Annotated in this window: 13 protein-coding genes; 5 read left to right on the top strand and 8 right to left on the bottom strand. The window is 70.4% G+C overall.

Going from position 1 to position 18613, the window contains the following annotated elements; all coding sequences use genetic code 11:
- Positions 1–24: 24 nt before the first annotated feature.
- The 8 genes from ACFCXS_RS26930 to ACFCXS_RS26965 all read right to left on the bottom strand — a co-directional run bounded on the left by ACFCXS_RS26930 (position 25) and on the right by ACFCXS_RS26965 (position 10023).
- Positions 25–450, bottom strand: a complete 426-nt coding sequence (locus ACFCXS_RS26930) for a RidA family protein (protein WP_376645905.1) — start codon at positions 448–450, stop codon at positions 25–27.
- A gap of 189 nt (positions 451–639) precedes the next feature.
- On the bottom strand, positions 640–1683 hold the full coding sequence (locus ACFCXS_RS26935) for a LacI family DNA-binding transcriptional regulator (protein ID WP_376645906.1): 1044 nt from the start codon (positions 1681–1683) through the stop codon (positions 640–642).
- 185 nt (positions 1684–1868) lie between these two features.
- Entirely contained in the window at positions 1869–3656 is a 1788-nt protein-coding gene (locus tag ACFCXS_RS26940; RefSeq protein ID WP_376645907.1) for a family 43 glycosylhydrolase, read from the bottom strand.
- Positions 3657–3749: 93 nt separating this feature from the next.
- Positions 3750–4664 carry a carbohydrate ABC transporter permease gene (locus ACFCXS_RS26945; protein WP_376645908.1) on the bottom strand — a complete coding sequence of 305 codons (915 nt, stop codon included), beginning with the start codon at positions 4662–4664 and terminating at the stop codon, positions 3750–3752.
- Positions 4664–5548, bottom strand: a complete 885-nt coding sequence (locus ACFCXS_RS26950) for a carbohydrate ABC transporter permease (protein WP_376645909.1) — start codon at positions 5546–5548, stop codon at positions 4664–4666. The genes ACFCXS_RS26945 and ACFCXS_RS26950 overlap by 1 nt, the downstream gene beginning before the upstream one ends.
- An 8-nt stretch (positions 5549–5556) precedes the next feature.
- Positions 5557–6894 (bottom strand): ABC transporter substrate-binding protein, encoded by a 1338-nt coding sequence (locus ACFCXS_RS26955; protein WP_376645910.1) that lies wholly within the window; start codon positions 6892–6894, stop codon positions 5557–5559.
- Positions 6895–7316: 422 nt separating this feature from the next.
- Positions 7317–8405, bottom strand: a complete 1089-nt coding sequence (locus ACFCXS_RS26960) for a LacI family DNA-binding transcriptional regulator (protein WP_376645911.1) — start codon at positions 8403–8405, stop codon at positions 7317–7319.
- Positions 8406–9009: 604 nt separating this feature from the next.
- Positions 9010–10023 carry a hydroxyacid dehydrogenase gene (locus tag ACFCXS_RS26965; RefSeq protein ID WP_376645912.1) on the bottom strand — a complete coding sequence of 338 codons (1014 nt, stop codon included), beginning with the start codon at positions 10021–10023 and terminating at the stop codon, positions 9010–9012.
- Positions 10024–10453: 430 nt separating this feature from the next.
- Between ACFCXS_RS26965 and ACFCXS_RS26970 the strand changes: the two genes are divergently transcribed.
- Genes ACFCXS_RS26970 through ACFCXS_RS26990 form a run of 5 tightly spaced genes read left to right on the top strand, consistent with a single transcriptional unit; the run spans position 10454 to position 18600 of the window.
- Complete coding sequence (locus ACFCXS_RS26970; protein ID WP_376645913.1) at positions 10454–11803, top strand: extracellular solute-binding protein; 1350 nt, start codon at positions 10454–10456, stop codon at positions 11801–11803.
- The gene (locus tag ACFCXS_RS26975) at positions 11800–12795 is read left to right on the top strand and encodes a carbohydrate ABC transporter permease (protein ID WP_376645914.1); all 996 of its coding nucleotides are present in this window, start codon (positions 11800–11802) and stop codon (positions 12793–12795) included. The genes ACFCXS_RS26970 and ACFCXS_RS26975 overlap by 4 nt, the downstream gene beginning before the upstream one ends.
- Positions 12792–13655, top strand: coding sequence for a carbohydrate ABC transporter permease (locus ACFCXS_RS26980; protein ID WP_376645915.1), 864 nt, complete (start codon positions 12792–12794; stop codon positions 13653–13655). The genes ACFCXS_RS26975 and ACFCXS_RS26980 overlap by 4 nt, the downstream gene beginning before the upstream one ends.
- A gap of 41 nt (positions 13656–13696) precedes the next feature.
- The gene (locus ACFCXS_RS26985) at positions 13697–15220 is read left to right on the top strand and encodes a glycosyl hydrolase family 28 protein (RefSeq protein ID WP_376645916.1); all 1524 of its coding nucleotides are present in this window, start codon (positions 13697–13699) and stop codon (positions 15218–15220) included.
- Positions 15217–18600 carry an alginate lyase family protein gene (locus tag ACFCXS_RS26990; protein ID WP_376645917.1) on the top strand — a complete coding sequence of 1128 codons (3384 nt, stop codon included), beginning with the start codon at positions 15217–15219 and terminating at the stop codon, positions 18598–18600. Before ACFCXS_RS26985 ends, ACFCXS_RS26990 begins: the two co-directional genes overlap by 4 nt.
- Positions 18601–18613: the final 13 nt, after the last annotated feature.

Raw genomic sequence — 18613 nt, forward strand, 5'->3', positions numbered from 1 at the left:
TTTCCGTCATGGCGGGTGTGCCCGTCAGGCCGCCCCGTCGGAGCCGCCGGGCCGCACCGCGACCGCGTCGACCTCGAACAGCATCCCGGGCAGCGCCAGCGAGGCGACCCCGCTCAGCGTCTGCGCCGGGAGCCGCTCCCCGAAGCGGGCGTGCAGGGCCTTGCCCAGGATCTCCAGCTTGCCCAGGTCGTGGTCCACGATGAACGTGCCGAGCCGTACGACGTGTTCGTAGCCGAGACCGGCCCCCTCTAGGGCCGAGCGCAGCCGGTCGAACGCCAGCTCCACCTGCGCGGCGAAGTCGCCCGGCACCGGGGCGCCGGTGGCGTCCGAGGCGTACTGGCCGCCGATGAAGACGTTTTCACCGGGTGCCGACACGGCGTGGCTGTAGCCGAAGGGCGTGGGGTCGTGGAGCGTGGCCGGGTTGGTGATGGTGCGCGGGTCGCGCGTCATGGGAGGCAGCCCCTTCGCTGAGTACGTCCGCCGCCACACCGACGACGGACCTGGCTCTCCCGCCAACTCCGAGCGCACACAGGCGCATTCCCGCCCGCCCGGGCAGCCGCCTGCCCCGTCGCGCACGTGCACGCGCGCGATGCGCTCCCGACAGCCCACGCCGCACCTGTCCGACAGCCCACAACACACCTACGCGCGCGGGGCCGCCGTGCTCGCCCGTTCCACCAGCCGCGTCGACAACTCCGTGCGGGTGCTCTCCGGACGATGGCCGTCCATCATGCGCAGCAGCGACCGCAGAGCAGTGGCGGCCATCTCGGACAGCGGCTGGCGCACGGTCGTCAGGGCGGGGGAGGCCCAGCGCGCCTCGGGCAGGTCGTCGAAGCCGACCACGCTGATGTCGTCCGGGACCCTCAACCCCCTTTCCGCCAGCGCCTCGTAGGCGCCCAGTGCCATCCGGTCCGAGCAGACGAAGACGGCGGTCGGCGGCTCGGGCAGGTCGAGCAGTTCCAGCATGCGGCGGTGGGCGACGCTCTCGTCGAAAGCGGCGTGCCGGACGTACTCGGCGCGGTGCCGGATGCCTGCCGACGTGAGCGCCGAACGGTATCCGGCGACCCGGGCACTGCTGCACATCGTGCGGCGGGGACCGGCGATGACGGCGATCCGCTCGTGGCCCAGGGACAGCAGGTGCTCCGTGGCGGTCAGGCCACCCTGCCAGTTCGCCGCCCCCACCGAGACCACGCCCTCCGGTGGCTCCTGCACCGGGTCGATCATCACGAACGGGATGCGGTGCTGCGCCAGCCACGCGTACTGCGGGTCGCTCAGCTCGGCCAGGTTGAACACCACGCCCGACGAGCCCCGGGCAACCAGCTTGTCCAGCCAGCCGCGCTCCGGGCGGCCGACCCGGGAGCGGAGCAGCGCCGCCGACACCACGACCTCCAGGCCCGCGTCGTGCGCCGCCTCCTCCACGCCGTGCAGCACCGCGCCCGACCAGGAACTCTCCAGCGAGTGCACCACCAGGTCGACCAGCCGGGGGGCCTTCGCCGCGTCGAAGCGGGGTCTGCGCACGTACCCGAGCCGGTCGAGCGCCTCGGTCACGCGGCGACGGGTCTCGGGTGCCACGTCCTCACGGCCGTTGACCACCTTGGACGCGGTCGGCACCGACACCCCCGCCTCGCGCGCCACGACCGCCAGCGTCGGACCGGCCGCCACGCTCGCACTCGCCGTACGGACCATCGGGAACCCACCTCTCCGGCCCGCCCGAGGGCCGTGGAAAGTTTCGACCAGCGCTGCACACGGCGGTCACGGGATCCGGCCGGGCAGAAAGCGCTTCCTATCGTAGGTCGGGCGCAGGACGGCGGGAAGACGGGCGGATTCACTGCTTCGCGCCGGTCAAAACTTTCGAAACCCCGAACAGCGCCTCAGCCAGGTGCGCAGGTCAGCCGAAACCCGGTGAAGTCCGCCGTGAACGCCGCGTCCACGAGGTCCCGGGCGTGGATCCCCGCCATCGCACCGGTGAACCGCAGCCGGGAGCCGTGGTCGTCGGACAGCCGGCCGAAGTCCAGCGCCGGCCCGACCGCCGTACGCACCCCGTCACGGACGTACCAGAAACGGGCTTCGGCCCCCTCGACCGTCACCCCCAGCGTCACCGGCAGCCTGTCCACCTGCCCGTCCATCCGTTCGTCCCCCCGGCGGTCCACCTGCCCGTCCACCCGACGGTGCATCCGTTCGTCCCCCCGGCGGTCCACCCGATGGTCCACCTGTCCGTCAACCGGCCCGGCCACCCGGGGGCCCACCGGCCGGTCCGTTCGTCCGTCCACCGGCCGGTTCGTTCGTCCGTCCACCGGCACATCGACGACGGCGACCTGCCGCAGGCCGTCCTCGTCGCGCTCGACGAGACTGAGCACCGTACGGCCATGGCCACGGCCTCGTGTCCCGCTCCACTGCTGTCCGCGCTGCGGTTCGCCCTCCGGCTCCGCCCACGTCAGGTCCAGGGCGAGATACGCCTCGGGGTTGTACCAGAGCACCAGTCCGGCCGCCTGCGTGAAGGTCACCGGCCGTGCCTCCACCGTCACTTCGGCCTCGGCGTGGTGCTCGGTGAGACGCTGGGCCAGCAGGGAGGCCGCCCACCGGGACTCCGGCCCGTGCCGGCCGCGCAGCCGGACCCACCCGGGGCGGGCCGTCGTATCCGCCCAGGACGGGTCCGGCGGCTCGCGCAGGGTGCTCCACGGCCAGGACAGGTCCTCCGGCGGTGCGGCCGGTGGCAGCGGGTGCGGTCGCGTGGGCACGTCGACCTCGGCCGCGGGGTGCCACCCGCCCTGCCGCAGCCGGGGCCAGCCCTCCGCGTCCCAGGTCACCGCCTGGATCGCGGTCTCCCGGCCGAGGGTGCAGCGCCGGCCCAGCGGGGTGTGCAGCGGACGGGCCGTCAGATGGCTGAGCAGCCACTGCCCGTCCGCCGTCTCGACCAGCTCACCGTGCCCCGCCTTCTGCAACGGCACCCCCGGATCGTCCCGGGTGGTCAGCAACGGAAGCTCGTCCAGCTCGTACGGCCCCGTCAGCTCCTTGCTCCGAGCCACCCGCACCCCGTGTTCCCAGCCCGTGCCGCCCTCGGCGAGCACCAGGTAGTACCAGCCGTCGCGCCGCAGCAGCTTCGGCCCCTCGATCAGCCGGTCGTGCTGGAGCAGCAGGTGCGTAGCGCCGAGGGGTTCCAGCGTGTCCCGGTCCAGCTCCGTCGCGACGATCCCCGCGAACCGCTCACCCCCGGGCCGGTGGTCGTTCTGCAGGTTCAGCAGCCACAGCCGGCCGTCCTCGTGGAACAGCGCCGGGTCGAAACCGTGGCTCGCTACCCGGCGCGGTGCGCTCCACTCGCCGCCGACGCGGGAGGCCGTCGAGATGTAGGTGTCGAGGTCGAAGTAGGGGGTGCCGACCGAGCGCACGACGGTGTACGTCACCCAGAACCGTTCCCCGTCCCAGCTCAGCGACGGGGCCCAGATCCCGCCCGAGTCGGGCACCCCGGCCAGCGAGTCGCCGGGGACAGCCCCCCGCACATGGCCCGCGTACTCCCAGTGGGCCAGGTCCCGGGAGCGGTGCAGCGGGATCGTCGGGAACCACTCGAAGGAACTGGTCGCCACGTAGTACCAGTCGCCGGCCCGCACCAGCGACGGATCGGGGGCGAAGCCGCGAAGGACGGGGTTGTGCAGGACGGTCACGCGAGGGCTCCCGGAGCGTCGGTCGCCCTGGGGGCCGCAGGGAGTCAGGGTCACCTGCGGCCCCCAGGAGTCAGGGGATACGGCGAAGGGGGATCACTTGAGGGCGCCGAGCGTCACACCGGTCCGCCAGTAGCGGCGCATGGCGACCATCATGATCGCCATCGGGACGATGGACAGCAGCGCTCCCGTCAGCACCAGGCCGGTCAGGTCGATGCCCGACTCCAGTCGGGTGCCGGACCAGTTGTACAGGCCGAGGTTGAGCGTCCAGTTCTCCTTGCCGCGCAGCACGGTCAGCGGCAGGAAGAAGGCGTTCCAGGTGTTGACGAAGGCCAGCAGGAACACCGTCGCGCCGCCCGTCGTCATCATCCTCAGCACGATGCTGAGGAAGATCCGCAGCTCCCCGGCGCCGTCGATCCGGGCCGCCTCCAGCAGCTCGTAGGGAATCGTCGCCTCGGTGTACACCTTGGCCAGGTACACACTGAACGGGTTGATCAGGCAGGGGATCAGCATCGCCCACGGCGTGTCCACCATGCCGATCGCGGAGAACAGCAGATACAGCGGCAGCGTCAGCAGCGCGATCGGGATCAGGAACGAGCCCACGACACACGCGAAGATCGCGTTGCGCCCGGGGAAGTCGAAGCGGGCCAGTCCGTAACCGGTTGCCAGCGCGATCAGCGTGCCGCCGAGCGAGCCGACGCCCGCGTACAGGAACGAGTTGGCCGTCCACCGCAGGAAGATCCCGTCCTGGTAGGTGAACACCTGATGCAGGTTGTCCCACAGATGCCAGCCCGAGAACCACAGGCCGTTGCTCTGGTAGAGCGCCGTGCGGTCCTTGGTCGCGGCGACGATCAGCCACCACACCGGGAACAGGCTGTAGACACTGGCCAGCGCCAGTCCGACGAGGAGGAAGCGCTGGCCGCCCCGTCGGCGGGAGGCCGGGTCGGGCTCGGACAGCCGCCGCACGCCACGGACTTGGGGCCGCTCGGCCGTCCGCTCGGTCAGCGTCATCAGTCGGCCTCCTTCGAGGTGAGCCGGTAGAAGAGGAAGGAGGCGATGCCCAGGATCAGGGCCAGGAGCACCGACAGGGCGGCCGCGTAGTTGTAGTTGCCCGCGTTGAACGCCTGGTTGTAGATGATCATGATCGGGGTGAAACTGTCGCTGACCGTCTGCGGGGTGATGTTGCGGAACAGCGCCGGCTCGTTGAAGATCTGCAGCATCTGGATGATCGAGAGCAGACCTGTCAGGACCAGCGCCCCGCGCACGAACGGGATCTTGATACTGCGTGCGATCCGCAGCTCGGAGGCGCCGTCCAGCCGGGCCGCCTCGAACAGCTCCCGGGGCACGCCCTGCAGCGCCGAGTAGATGATCACCATGTTGTAGCCGATGCCGTGCCAGGTCAGCAGGTTGCCGATGGACGGCCACACCATCGACGGTGCGAAGAAGTTCCAGTCGAGGCCGAGGGACTTGCCGATCGCGGTGAGCGGGCCGACGTCCGGGCTGTAGAGGTTGACCCACACGATCGCCGCCACCACGCCCGGGATCATGTAGGGCACCAGCAGCACGATCCGGAACCTGCTCGCCACCCTGGACGTCAGCGCGTCCAGGAACAGCGCCAGCAACAGGCTGACCAGCAGCATCAACGGGATCTGGACACAGGCGAACAGCACCACCCGGAGGATGGAGTTCACGAACGCGGAGTCCGTCAGCCCCTGGGTGTAGTTGTCGAGCCCGACGAACTCCGTCGTCGCACCGCCGAGGCCGAGCCCCGACTGCTTCTCCGTGAACAGCGACTCGTAGACCGCGTAGCCGATCGGAAGCAGATACAGAAACAGGAAGCCGAGCTGGAAAGGCACCGTGAAGGCAGCGCCTTTCCAGCGCATGGAGCGAATCATCGAATGCCTCAGCCCTTGACGCTGATACCGCGGGACTTCAGGTCCTTCACCGTCCACTCCTGCATGTGCGCCAGCAGGTCGGTGACCTTCTCCTGCTTGTTGACGACCTTGGCCCAGCCCGCCTGGAGCTCGGTGAACATCGCCGTCCAGTTGGGCCCGAAGGTCCAGTCGGTGGTGACCGTTCCCAGGCTGTCCGTCACCACCTTCTGCGCCGGCTCGTAGTTCTTGCCGAGCAGCTTCTGCGAGATCGACTCGCCGACGTAGGAACCGCTGTCCTTCAGCGCCGGCATCACGCCGTTGCCGGTCTCCGGGCTCGCCATCGTCTTGACCGCGTCCTGGTTCGTCGACATCCACAGGGCTGCCTGGGCCGCCTGCTTCTGGTCCTTGCACTGCTTGGTCACCAGGGTCACGCTTCCGGTCAGGTTCGTGCCGGCCGGTGTCTTCGCCGCCTCGCCCCGGTACGCCGGCCAGGGCGCGAGTGCCCAGTCGCCGAAGGACTTGGTGAAGTTCTGCACCATGCCGGCCATCTGCCAGGTGGAGATCTGCCGGGTCGCGGTGGCACCGCTGTCGTAACTGCGCTGCACGGCCGCGTAGTCGGCGAAGGACAGCTTGGCGTTCAGGTCGTTGTCGATGATCTCCTGGATCACCTTGGCGGCCTTCAGGGTGCCCGCGTCCTGGAAGTCCACCTTCCAGGCGTTGCCGTCGATCGCGTACCAGTGCGCCCCGGCCTGCATCGCGAGCACCTCGAGGGTGCTGGGGTCCTCGCCGGCGTAGTTGGTGATCTTGATGTTGTGCTTCTTCAGTACCTTGCCGGCGGCGATGACGTCGTCCCACGTCGCCGGAGGCTTGAGCCCGTACTTCTTGAAGACGTCCGTGCGGTAGATCGTGAACTGGGGCGCCGAGCTGGTGGGAACGCCGTAGAACTTGCCCTGCACCTGCGCGCTCGCCCAGGCGCCGGTGTTGAACTTGTCCTTCTCGCCCTCGACGTAACCCGTGATGTCGGCGAGTGCGCCCTGCGAGACCCAGCTGGTCACGTACTCGGCGGTGTTCTGCACCAGGCAGGGGGCGTTGCCGGCCTTCACCGCGTTGGTCAGCTGCTTCTGCATGGTCAGCTGGTCGGTGACCTTCGTGTACTTCAGCCGGACGTCCTTGTGCGAGGCGTTGAACGCCTTGACGACCGCCTCCTGGCCGTTGGCCCAGCCCCAGAAGGGGAGGGTGACCGGGCCGGACCTCGACGCCGCGTCGTCACCCGAGTCGGAACCGCCGCAGGCGGAGAGCAGACCTGTCAGCGCGATACCCGCGACAGCGGCGGAGGCGAACCTTCTCCGGGGGCTGGTGAAGTTCATCTGACCGTGATCCTTCGGAATAGGGCGTTCTCGGAACGAGAGGGAGGCGGCGGCTCGGGGTGCCGACGGGAACGGCGGCCGGAAACACATCGGCTCGCGGTAGTGGGGGGTTCGGCCAAGCAGAAGCTGTAGTAAGCGGTTGCTGGGACGTTAAGCGGATGTGTCCACTCATAGCAAGAGGTGCGCGGCAGTTTGTTTACGGCGGGCGGCCCGGGGCGGCACGGTCCGCGGTACCGGTCTTGTCTCCGCCATGGTGGACGTATGTGCAGGTCAAGGCCGTGCGACAAGGGGGTGTGCCGAGGAGCGACAGGCCTGGAGGGGAGGCCCGTGACGGGCCGCGAGATGGTGGTAACCGGTTACGTAACGCTCTCCGCGGGGCCGCCTTCCAGGAACCGCCTTCCGGTTGTCCCCGGGCCCGCTCGCTACCCGCGGGGAGCGGGCGGCCGCACCGAGTTGCGGACCAATACGTGGGTGCCCAGGATCAGATGGTCGCCGTCGGCGCCCTTGCGGCGGCCCGCACCGCCCTCGCGCCGGTCGGCCACCGCCCGCAGCGCGACCCGGCCCATCTCCTCGTACGGCACGTGCACGGTGGTCAGTTGGGGTGTGAGCTGCGAGGCCAGCGGGATGTCGTCGTAGCCGACGACCGAGACGTCGTCGGGTACCCGCAGACCCGCCGCGCGCAAGGCCTGCATGGCACCCGCGGCGACCACGTCCGTCCCGGCGAGCACCGCGGTGAAGTCCGGCGTGTCGTGCAGGGCCGCCTCGACGGCCTCGTAACCGTGGTCGTAGTCGTACGGCCCGTGCCGGACCAGCCCCGGGTCGAACGGCGCCCCGTACGCCTCGAAGGCTCGCCGGGCACCCCGCAACCGACCCTGAGCGGTGGTCAGTTCGGCGTGCCCCGGCAGGACGAGGACGCGGCGGTGCCCCGCCGAGAGCAGGTGGCTGGCCATCGCGTAGGCGCCGCCCTCGTTGTCGTAGTCGACGGTCGTCGCAGGGACGTCACCCTCCAGCGGGGGCCGGCCGACCAGGACCAGGTGCGAGCCGGCCGCGTCCAGGGAACGGGCGAAGCGGGCCATGCGCAGCTGGTACTCGTCGTAGTCGTAGGCGCCGCCGAGCAGGATCACGGCGGCGACTCCCTGCTGCCGCATGAGGTTCACCAGCGCGAGCTCCCGTTCGGGGTCGTCGCCGGTCGTGCCGACCAGGGAGAGCCAGCCGCGCAGGGTGGCGGCGCCCTCGACGCCCTTCGCCACGTGGGCGAAGGCGGCGCCGGTGATGTTGTTGATGAGGATCGCCACCGTCGGTGTGCCGCCGCCCGCGAGTGAACGGGCATGGGCGTTGGTGACATAGTCCAGGTCCCGGACCACCTTCATCACCCGGCGGCGCAGCTCCTCCGACACCGGGTAGTTACCGGAAAGCACCCGCGAGACGCTGGCCACGGAGACGCCCGCGCGCTCCGCGACATCACGGATGGTCGCCCGGCCGGCGTCGCTCGTCGCCTTGCGCTGACTCACCCTTGGGGCTCCTTCGCGGTAGTGGTCCGGTCTGTGATCGTCCGGTCCGTTGTGGTCCGGCCCGTTGTGCTCCGGTCCCTGGATGGTCCGGTTGTCGCGGTCCGGCCGGTGGTGGGCCGGGGCGGTGCGCCCGCTGTGCCGCGGCCGCCGGTCGGGGCCGCGGCGCCCCGGGTCCCGGTGCGCCGGGCCGTGCTGCGCCGGTGCATGGCGCCCCGGCCGCCGTGCCTCGGCCCGCCGTCCCCGAGGTCGCTGTCCCCCTGCCCGCTGTCGCCCGGCCCGCCGGGCCATGGAGCCGGTTGTGACGGCCCCGGGGTCGTCGGTGCGGAAACCGTATCCCATCATTCCCCCAGGCCGGGGGGCCTGTGGACAACGGACGCCGCGGTACGCCGCCGCGCTGTCACGCCCCCAAGCTGGATGCGCCTCACGACGTCGGCCCCCACGCTGGATGCGCCTCACGACGGCTGCCCCCACGCTGGATGCGCCTCACGACGTCGGCCCCCACGCTGGATGCGCCTCACGACGGCTGCCCCCACGCTGGATGCGCCTCACGCCGCCCGCCCCAAGCTGGACGCGCCTAACGCCCCCGCCCCGCACCGGAGCCGCCTCACGCCACCCGCACCAGATCCGCGCGCCGCACCTCGTGGGCCAGCGGTGCGCCCGCCGCCACGCGCTCCAGTTCCTCGACGACGATGTGCCCGAGCCGCTCCAGCTCGTTGCCGAGGGAACCGGCGATGTGCGGGGTGAGAAACACGTTGGGCAACTGGTACAGCGGTGATCCGGCGGGCAGCGGCTCCGGGTCGGTCACGTCCAGCACGGCGCGCAGCCGGCCGGAGACCAGCTCGTCGGTGAGCGCCTCGTGGTCGACCAGCGCGCCGCGGGCGGTGTTGACGAGCACACCGCCGTCCCGCACCAGGGCGAGCCGGTCGCGGTCGAGCATGTGACGGGTCGCCGGGATGTCGGGGGCGTGCAGGCTCACGATGTCGCTGCGGCGGAGCAGATCCTCCAGCGACAGCGACTCGGCACCGAGGGCGGCGGCCTCGGCGGGGCTCACGTACGGGTCGTGCAGCAGGACGGTGAGGTCGAACGGCCGCAGCAGTTCCAGCAGCCGGCGTCCCACGCGCGAGGCGCCGATGACGCCGACGCGGCGGCCGAGGTTGCCGGTCGCCGCGGTCTCGGAGGGGCCCGGGTGGGTGTGGGTGCGGCGGAAGCGCTCGCGGTGGTCGAAGGCGTCCTTGCCCAGCAGCAGGATCATCGCGAGCGTGTACTCCGCGACCGGCAGGGCGTTGCCCGTCACCGCGCTGGACACCGTGACCCCGCGTTCCCACAGGGCCTCGCCGACCAGGGAGCGGACCGAGCCGGCCGCGTGCAGCACGGCGCCGAGCCGCGGAGCCGCCGTGAGGACGCCGGTGTCCAGGTGTGGGCAGCCCCAGCCGGTGATCAGCACCTCGGCGGAGGCCAGGGCGGCGGCGCCGGCCGGATCGGCGAAGTCCCGTACCACCAGCCCGGGATCGATGTCGGCCGTGCGCCTCAGCCGCTCCATCAGCGGCGGAGGGAAGAGCAGCGGGAGGTGAACCGGGTCCATCGCGAACACGGCCCGCGGCAGCTGAGGGCTGGGCATGACTCTCCTGGAGCAGAGGGATGGAAACAGTTTCAGAAAGCGCCTTCTACCGTAGATCCGTCACGAAGCGGCGGTCAATCGCCCATCAGGGGCCACCTCGGGAGGCGCAGGTGCGGGACGGTATCCGTTCCCCGACGAGCCGCCGAATGACCACTCTCGGAAATCGGTTACTACGGTTTCGGTGGCGGAAGGTCAGGCAGGGACGAGGTTCCAGAGGTGCTGAGCAGCGGCGAAGGGCACCCGCACAACCGGTTTCCGACGCACAGTGTTTTCGAAAAATCGCTCAGGCTCTTGACGCGCCATCCCGCCCGGAAGAAGCTCTGCCGGACGCATAGCAACCGGTTTCCACGCTGATCCCTCCCGTCAGCGTTCCGAGTGTTCCGGCATGCGACCGGCATGTCGAACGGCAAGAGCAGGAGGTGGTGCGTCCATGCACCCACATGCCGGTGCACCCCTGAGCCGCCGCCGGTTCCTCTCCCTTTCGGCAGCCGGTGCCGCGACCGGTACGGCAGCGCTGAGCGGCTGCGCGATGCGGGTCTCCAGCGGTGTCAGCGGCGACGGCGAGACCGTCACGGTGATGGCGAAGGCCGACGACTTCTCCCCGGAGCTGATCCGGCAGGCCCGGAAGGACCTCGGCGTCAAGATCGTCACGGTGCGCTACGACATCACCAAGCTCATCGGCATGATGACCAACGGCGCCCCGCCCGATCTGGTGCGCGGCGTCGGTGCCACGGACGCCCCCTACTTCGCGGCACGCGACGTGATGGAGGACCTGGACCCCTACTTCGCCCGGAGCCACGTCCTCAGGGCCGCCGACCTCGACCCGGTCAACGACCTGTGGCGCTACGACGGCCGCACCCAGGGCAAAGGCCCCCGCTACGGCATGGCGAAGGACTTCTCGCAGGACTCCATGTTCTGGTACAACACCGCCCTCTTCGACGAGGCGGGGGTCGGCCACCCGCCGGAGACCGAGCCGGTCACCTACGAGGAGTGGCTGGAGGACGCCAGGCGGCTCACCCGGCGCAGGAACGGCCAGACGACCGTCTTCGGCGGCAGCTACCAGGGTGTGCTCACTCCCAATCTGCTGGCGAGCCTGACGGCGTCCGCCGGAGGCAACCTTTTCACCGACGACTTCTCCCGGATCGACTTCACCACCCCCGAGGCCCGCAAGGCCCTGGCCTGGTACGTCGAGTACGGCCGGAGCCGGGTGGGGCCCAGCATCGTCCAGCCCGACCCCAACGCCTGGGACGGCCCGACCTACCAGGCGGGCCGGATGGCCATGTCCAACTCGGGCTACTGGCTCGGTGGCCTGATCAACACCGACAAGAAGCTCGCGTCCCACTCGCGCCTCGCCCCGGCCCCGCTCTTCGCGGGCGGCCGGCGGGTCAGCCCCTGCCAGGCCGGAACCGGATTCTGGATGCCGAGGAAGGCGAAGAACAAGGACGCCGCCTGGCGGGTCTTCGAGTGGTTCTTCGGCGAGGGCCCGGCCAGAGCCCGCGCATCCGGCGGCTGGGGCATCCCCACTCTGAAGTCCCTGCGCCCGCTGATGCCCGCCCGGGAGGACTACCAGAAACGGGTGCTGAAGGTGCAGAACGCCGAGCTCAAGCACTTCTCGGTGATCGCTTTCACGCCCTACGCCTCGGCGGACTCGCTCTACGCCCTCTTCAACCAGGAGGCACCGGCAGCGATGAACGGTCACATGTCCGTCGACGCCCTCGCGGGCCGCCTGAACTCCGTCATGAACGAGCAGTTGAAGCGCGGGAAGGAGCAGGTCGGATGACGGTCGACCAGATGTCCGTCACCGGGAGGCCCGGCGTGCCCGACGGCATCGCCCGCAGGGCCCCTGCCGACCGGCCCCGGATCTCCATGACCGGCCGCAGGCATCGCGCTTTCTACCTGTTCACCGCCCCCTGGGTCATCGGTTTCCTGCTGCTGACCGTCGTGCCGATGGCGTACGCGCTGTGGCTGAGCTTCACCACGTACGACGGCATCTCGCCGCACTGGCGCTACGTCGGACTCGGCAACTACGCCGAGCTGTTCTCCGATCCGCAGACCTGGAACTCCCTCGGCCGCACGGGCCTGTTCGCGGTCACGTCGGTGCCGCTGTCGATCATCGCGGGACTCGGCCTGGCCGTCCTGGTCAACCGCCCCATCAGGGCACGCGGGCTGTTCCGCACCCTGCTCTATCTGCCGGCCGTGGTGCCACCGGTCGGCGCCGGTCTCACCTTCAAGGCGCTCTTCGACCAGAACTCCGGCGCGGCGAACGGTGTCCTCACCCTCTTCGGGTTCGACGCCCTCGGCTGGCTCGCCGACCCCTACGCCCGCTACGTGCTGCTGATGAGTGTGCTGTGGGCCGCCGGAAACGTCATGATCATCTCGCTGGCCGGGCTCCAGGACGTGCCCCGGGAACTGCACGAGGCCGCCCGGATCGACGGAGCCGGCGCCTGGCGGACGTTCCGCAGCATCACCGTGCCCCTGCTGTCGCCGGTCCTGCTCTTCCAGACCGTCACCGGTGTGATCGCGTCCGTGCAGACCATCATGCCGCTGCTGCTCACCCCGGACGGCACGACGGCGGGCGTCACCGCGCTGCCGCAGTCCAACTACCTCTACATGATGCACGTGTTCTCGCAGTACTTCGCGCTCGGCCGCTACGGCTACGCCTCCGCGCTGCTGTGGGTGCTCTTCGTCCTGATCCTCATCGCCACCGGGCTCATCTTCAGGTTCACGTCCGGTGTGGTGTTCTACAACGTCGACCCGGAGGCGAAGAAGTGACCGCCACCAGTCTTCCTCCCGGATCCGCGCCCCGGGCGCGGATACGTGCCGGCCGCCTGGTCCTCTACACGGTCCTCGTCGTCGTCACCGGACTGTTCGTCGGCCCGTTCGGCTGGCTGGTCCTCAGCGGTCTCAAGACCCCGGCGGAGCTGGCCGCCTCGCCCGTGCACTGGCTGCCCACGCACATCCAGTGGCACAACTTCGCGGACGCCTTCAACCTGATCGACTTCCTCGGCTATGCCCGCAACTCCCTGATCATCGCGACCCTCTACGCCACCCTTGTCACCCTCAGCTCCGCCTGGGTCGGCTTCGGCTTCGCCCGGCTGGAGGCCCCGGGAAAGAAAACGCTGTTCGGCATCCTCATCGGCTCGATGATGCTGCCGCAGATGATCACGCTGCTGCCGACCTACCTGATCTTCGCCAAGCTCGGCATGGTCGACACGTACTGGCCGTGGGTGCTCTGGGGCCTGGCCGCCGCCCCCTATCTGGTCTTCCTCTTCCGCCAGTTCTTCGCCGGACTGCCCCGTGAGCTGGAGGAGGCGGCGATCGTCGACGGCTGCGGATACGGCACGATCTTCTGGCGCATCTTCCTGCCTCAGTCCTGGCCCGTGCTCTCCGCGAGCTTCGTGATCGCCTTCACCTGGTCCTGGGGCGACTACATCGCGCCCCAGCTGCTGCTCTCCACCGACCGCTCCACCCTCGCGGTGGCGGTCATGTCCACCTACGTCACCTCGGCCGGCACTCCCGTGGCCAACCTCCAGGCCGCGGGCTCCGTGATGTACGTCGTGCCGATCCTGTTGATCTTCCTGGTCGCCCAGCGCGGGTTCATCGCCGGAACGTCCACCTCCGGCCTCAAGTAACCCTGCCCGCTGCCCTGTTCAACCTTCGCAAGGAGTCGCACATGTCCCCGTCCCCGTCCCGCCGCAGCGCCCTCCAGGCGGCCGGCGCCACCGTTCTCGCCGCCGGGTTCACCCAGCTCTCGGCGGCCGCCGCCCGGGCGGACGAGGCCGCCGTCGCCGCGCCGAAGCTGGTGACGTACCCCCGCCCGTCCGCCATGCCGACGAACACGAGTTTCAAGGTGCGGGTGCGCACCGCCCCCGACGGCGAGTGGCAGACGCTGGACATCTGGCGGCCCCAGCTGGGGGAGATCAACCCGGCCACCGGGGCCGGCAAGACCTACAACTCGTCACTGGCGTACTTCGACTTCCAGGGATCCGTCGAGGTGGAGGTCACCTACCTCAAGGGCGGCACCACCAAGGTGCGTGTGAGACCGGACTCCTACGGCATCAAGCCCGAAGTGGGGGGTGACACCCTGCGCTTCACGCTCGACCGGCCGCGCAACGTCGTCGTGCAGATCAACGACGACATCTTCGACTGTCTGCACCTCTTCGCCCGCGCGGTCGAGAAGAAGAGGCCCGCGCAGGACGATCCGAACGTCCTCTACTACGGCCCCGGCGTCCACACCACCGCGGACGGCACGCTGCTCGTCCCCTCCGGCAAGACCGTGTACCTCGACGGCGGCGCCGTGCTCAAGGCGACCGTCATCTTCCGGAACGTGGAGCACGCCGGGATCGCCGGCCGGGGCGTGCTCGCCGGAACGGCGGGCGGCGGCGCCCTCGTCGAGAACTCACGCAACATCTCCATCGGCGCCGTCACCGTCCTCAACCCGAACGGCTACGCCGTCCAGCTCGGCGAGGCCACCGGCGTCACCATCAAGGGCCTGGGCTCCTTCAGCTCCAAGGGCTGGGGCGACGGCATCGACGTCTTCTGTTCCAGCAATGTCGTCATCGACGGCGTCTTCATGCGCAACTCCGACGACTGCATCGCCATCTACACCCACCGCTGGGACTACTACGGCGACACCAGCAACGTCACCGTGCGCAACTCCACCCTGTGGGCGGACGTCGCCCACCCCGTCAACGTCGGCACGCACGGCAACTCCGACAACCCCGAGGTCCTGAAGAACCTCACCTTCAAGAATCTCGACATCCTGGACCACCGCGAACCCCAGATGGGCTACCAGGGCTGCATCGCCCTCAACCCGGGCGACAGCAACCTCATCAAGAACGTCAAGGTCGACGGTGTACGCGTCGAGGACTTCCGCTGGGGCCAGCTCATCCACATGCGGGTCATGTACAACACGAAGTACAACACCTCGGTCGGCCGCGGCATCCAGGGCGTCTACGTCAAGGACCTCTCCTACACGGGCAAGCCGCTCGCCACCTGTCTGCTGCTCGGCTACGACGCCAAGCACGCCATCAAGGACGTCACGTTCGAGAACCTCGTGGTCAACGGCACGGTCATCGCCGACTCGATGAAGAAGCCGACCTGGTACCTCACCACCGACACCATCCCGATGCACGCGAACGAGCACGTCCTGAACCTGAAGTTCCTCACCACCGCCGAGGCGGCCGCCGCGTCATGAGCACCGACCCCACGCCCACGCACCCCGTGAGCCACAGCGCCCTGAGACCCACCGCACCGAGCCGCCGCGGCTTCCTGGGCGGTGCCGCCGCCCTGCTGCTGGCGTCGGGCGCGAGCGGACTGCTCGTCCCCGGTACCGCCCGGGCCGCCGGCCTGGACGTCACGGCACCACGCACCTTCACCCACCCCGGCCTGCTGCACAGCGCCGACGACCTGGCCCGGATGAAGGCCGCCGTCGCCGCCAGGGAAACCCCGGTGTACGACGGTTACCTCGCCTTCGCCGCCCACGCGCGCTCGAAGTCGACGTACGCCGTCCAGAACGACGGCCGGATCACCACCTGGGGCCGCGGTCCGGCCAACTTCCAGAACCAGGCCGTCGCCGACTCCGCGGCGGCCTACCAGACCGCGCTGATGTGGTGCATCACCGGCGAGCGCGCCTACGCGGACAAGTCCCGGGACATCCTCGACGCCTGGTCGGCGTCCCTCACCGCCGTCACCGGCGCGGACGGGCCCCTGGGCGCGGGGCTCCAGGTCTTCAAGTTCGTCAACGCCGCCGAGCTGCTGTGCCACACCGGTTACGACGGCTGGGCCGAGGAGGACGTCGAACGCTGCAAGGAATCCTTCCTGCGCGTCTGGTATCCCGCCATCTCCGGTTACATGCTCTACGCCAACGGCAACTGGGACCTCACGTCCATCCAGTCGATCCTGGCCATCGGCGTCTTCTGCGAGGAGCCCACGCTCTTCGAGGACGCGCTCAGGTTCGCCGCCGCCGGGGCGGGCAACGGAAGTGTCCCGCACCGCATCGTCACGGACGCCGGACAGGGCCAGGAGTCCGGGCGCGACCAGGGGCACGAGCAGCTCGCCGTCGGCCTGCTCACGGACGCCGCGCAGGTCGCCTGGAACCAGGGCGTCGACCTGTACGCCTTCGACGGGAACCGGCTGCTGAAAAACGTCGAGTACGCCGCCCGCTACAACCTCGGTGGCGACGTTCCTTTCGTGCCCGACCTGGACCGCACCGGCAAGTACATCAAGACGTCCGTCTCGGCGACAGGGCGCGGCACTCTGCCCCCGGTCTACGAGATGGCGTACGCGCACTACGCGGGCGTCCGCGGCCTGGACACGCCCTTCACCGAGGCGGCCGTCTTCCGCGGCGGCGGCGGTGCCCGCGTCGTCGAGGGGAGCAACGACGACCTGCCCGGCTGGGGCACCCTCACCTTCGCCGGCACGAAGGCCCCGTCGCCGTCAGCGCCCACGGCTCCGGCCGGTGTCACGGCGGTCGGCGGCGAAGGGTCCGTCGCGCTGGCCTGGCTGCCGTCGGCGTGGGCCGAGTCGTACACCGTCCTGCGCGCGGCCGCCGCCGACGGGCCGTACGAGAAGCTCGCGACCGGGATCACCGGCCCGGCGTACACCGACCGCCGGACCCGTCGGGGACGCGCTTCCTACTACAGGGTCACAGCGGCCAACTCCACGGGCGAGAGCGTGCGTTCGGCCTGGGCGGCAGCGGCCCCCGGGCTCCCCGGCCCCTGGCGGACCCGTGACGTCGGAGACGTCGGGCTCCCCGGCTCCGCGCTGTTCGACGGGGAGCGGTTCGTGCTGGAGGCGTCCGGCACCGCCGGCACCCACCGCCTGGCGTACCTGCCGCTGCGCGGCGACGGTACGGTCACGGCCCGCATCGTATGGCCGCTCAGCTCCCAGTACTCCAAGATCGGCGTCACCGTCCGGGCCGCCCCGGACGCGGACGCCGCCCACGCGGCCATGCTGATCCAGGGCCTGCCGCTGCACACCTGGAGCGGTGTGTGGAGCGTACGGGCGAAGGCCCAGGGAGCGGTCACCGGCACGGGAAGCACACCTGTGCCCCCCTCACAGCAGCCGGCCATCACGACCGGTGCCGCCTTCCCGATCTCCTCCCTCGGTGACCTCCCGGAGTCGGCGACACCGCTCCAGGCCCCGTACGTCGAGGGCGCCGGCGACGGTTACCGGCTGCGCATGCCCTACTGGGTGCGGGTGACCCGCCGGGGCGGCCGCTGCACCGGGGCCATCTCCCCGGACGGCGCCCACTGGACCGAAGTCGGCACCAGCGAAGTCGAGTTGGGCAGAACGACCTACGTCGGTCTCACCCTCACCTCCTGCCTGGGCGTCGACGAGGACTACGCCGAGACCGGCACCGGTGCCTTCGACAACGTCAGCGTCACCTCCCGCACGGGCGGTGAGGTCTGGTCCGTGCCACGCCCCGCCCGGGCCACGGTCGACCTGCGGGCCGCACCGGGCGCCGACGCGGTCGAGCTGGCCTGGACCGACCCGGACCTCTCGGCCCGCTACACGGTGCTGCGCTCCACCTCCGCGAAGGGCCCGTTCGAGACGGTCGCGAGCGACCTCGGCCCCGTCGGATTCGGCACCCGCGTCCGGTACTCCGACGCGACCGGAACACCCGGCACCACGTACCACTACGCGGTGGCGAAGACGAACCGCGCCGGACGCGGCCCGCTGTCGGCTCCGGCCGAGGCGACCATGCCGGCCCCCGCCACGCCCCGGCTCGCCTCGCCCACCGAGGCGTTCACGAACCGGGGCGCCCCCTTCCGGCACCTCCTGCGCGCCACGCACCAGCCCACCCGCTTCACAGCGAAGGGACTGCCCGACGGGTTGCGCCTCGACCGGCGCACCGGCCTGATCTCCGGGACCCCCACCCGGACCGGCGAGTTCACCGTCACCACCACCGCCGGCAACGCGGCCGGAGACGCCACCGGCACGCTCACCCTCACGGTCGGCGACCCGCCGCCCGCGCCCTGGGCCCATGGCGACCTGGGCGACGTCATCCTCGACGACCGCGCCTACGGCACACTCGGCGTGGTCGCCGTCCAGACCCCCGGCAGCACCTCGTACGAGACCGGCACCTTCGTGGTGCGGGGCGCCGGAACCGACCTCACCGTCAACAACCAGGGCATGACGGGCCAGTTCGTACGACGGCCCGTCAGCGGTGACTGCGAGGTCACCGTCCGCCTGGTCTCCCGCTCCGGAGCCACCGGCGACCGGGTCGGCCTGCTCATGGCCAAGTCCCTGTCGCCGTTCGATCTGGCGGCCGGGGCGATCGTCTCCGGCGGCACGAGCGCCCAGCTGATGCTGCGCCCGACCGTCGCCGGAAAGTCCGCCTTCACGGGCAACGCGGCGGTCACCGCCCCCTGCCTGCTGCGGCTGAAGCGCACCGGGACGCACTTCACCGCATCCGCCTCGACCGACGACGGCGCCACCTTCACCCCCCTCGCCGACGGAGACATCCCCGGCTTCGGTGACGCCCCCTACCACGTGGGCCTCGTGGTCTGCTCCCGCGACCCCCTGGCCCGCAGCACCACCCAGTTCGACGAGGTGAGCATCACCCCCGTGTAGTACTCCACGGATC

It is taken from the genome of Streptomyces sp. NPDC056373 (assembly GCF_042262425.1).
In the GTDB taxonomy this organism is placed as follows: Bacteria; Actinomycetota; Actinomycetes; order Streptomycetales; family Streptomycetaceae; genus Streptomyces.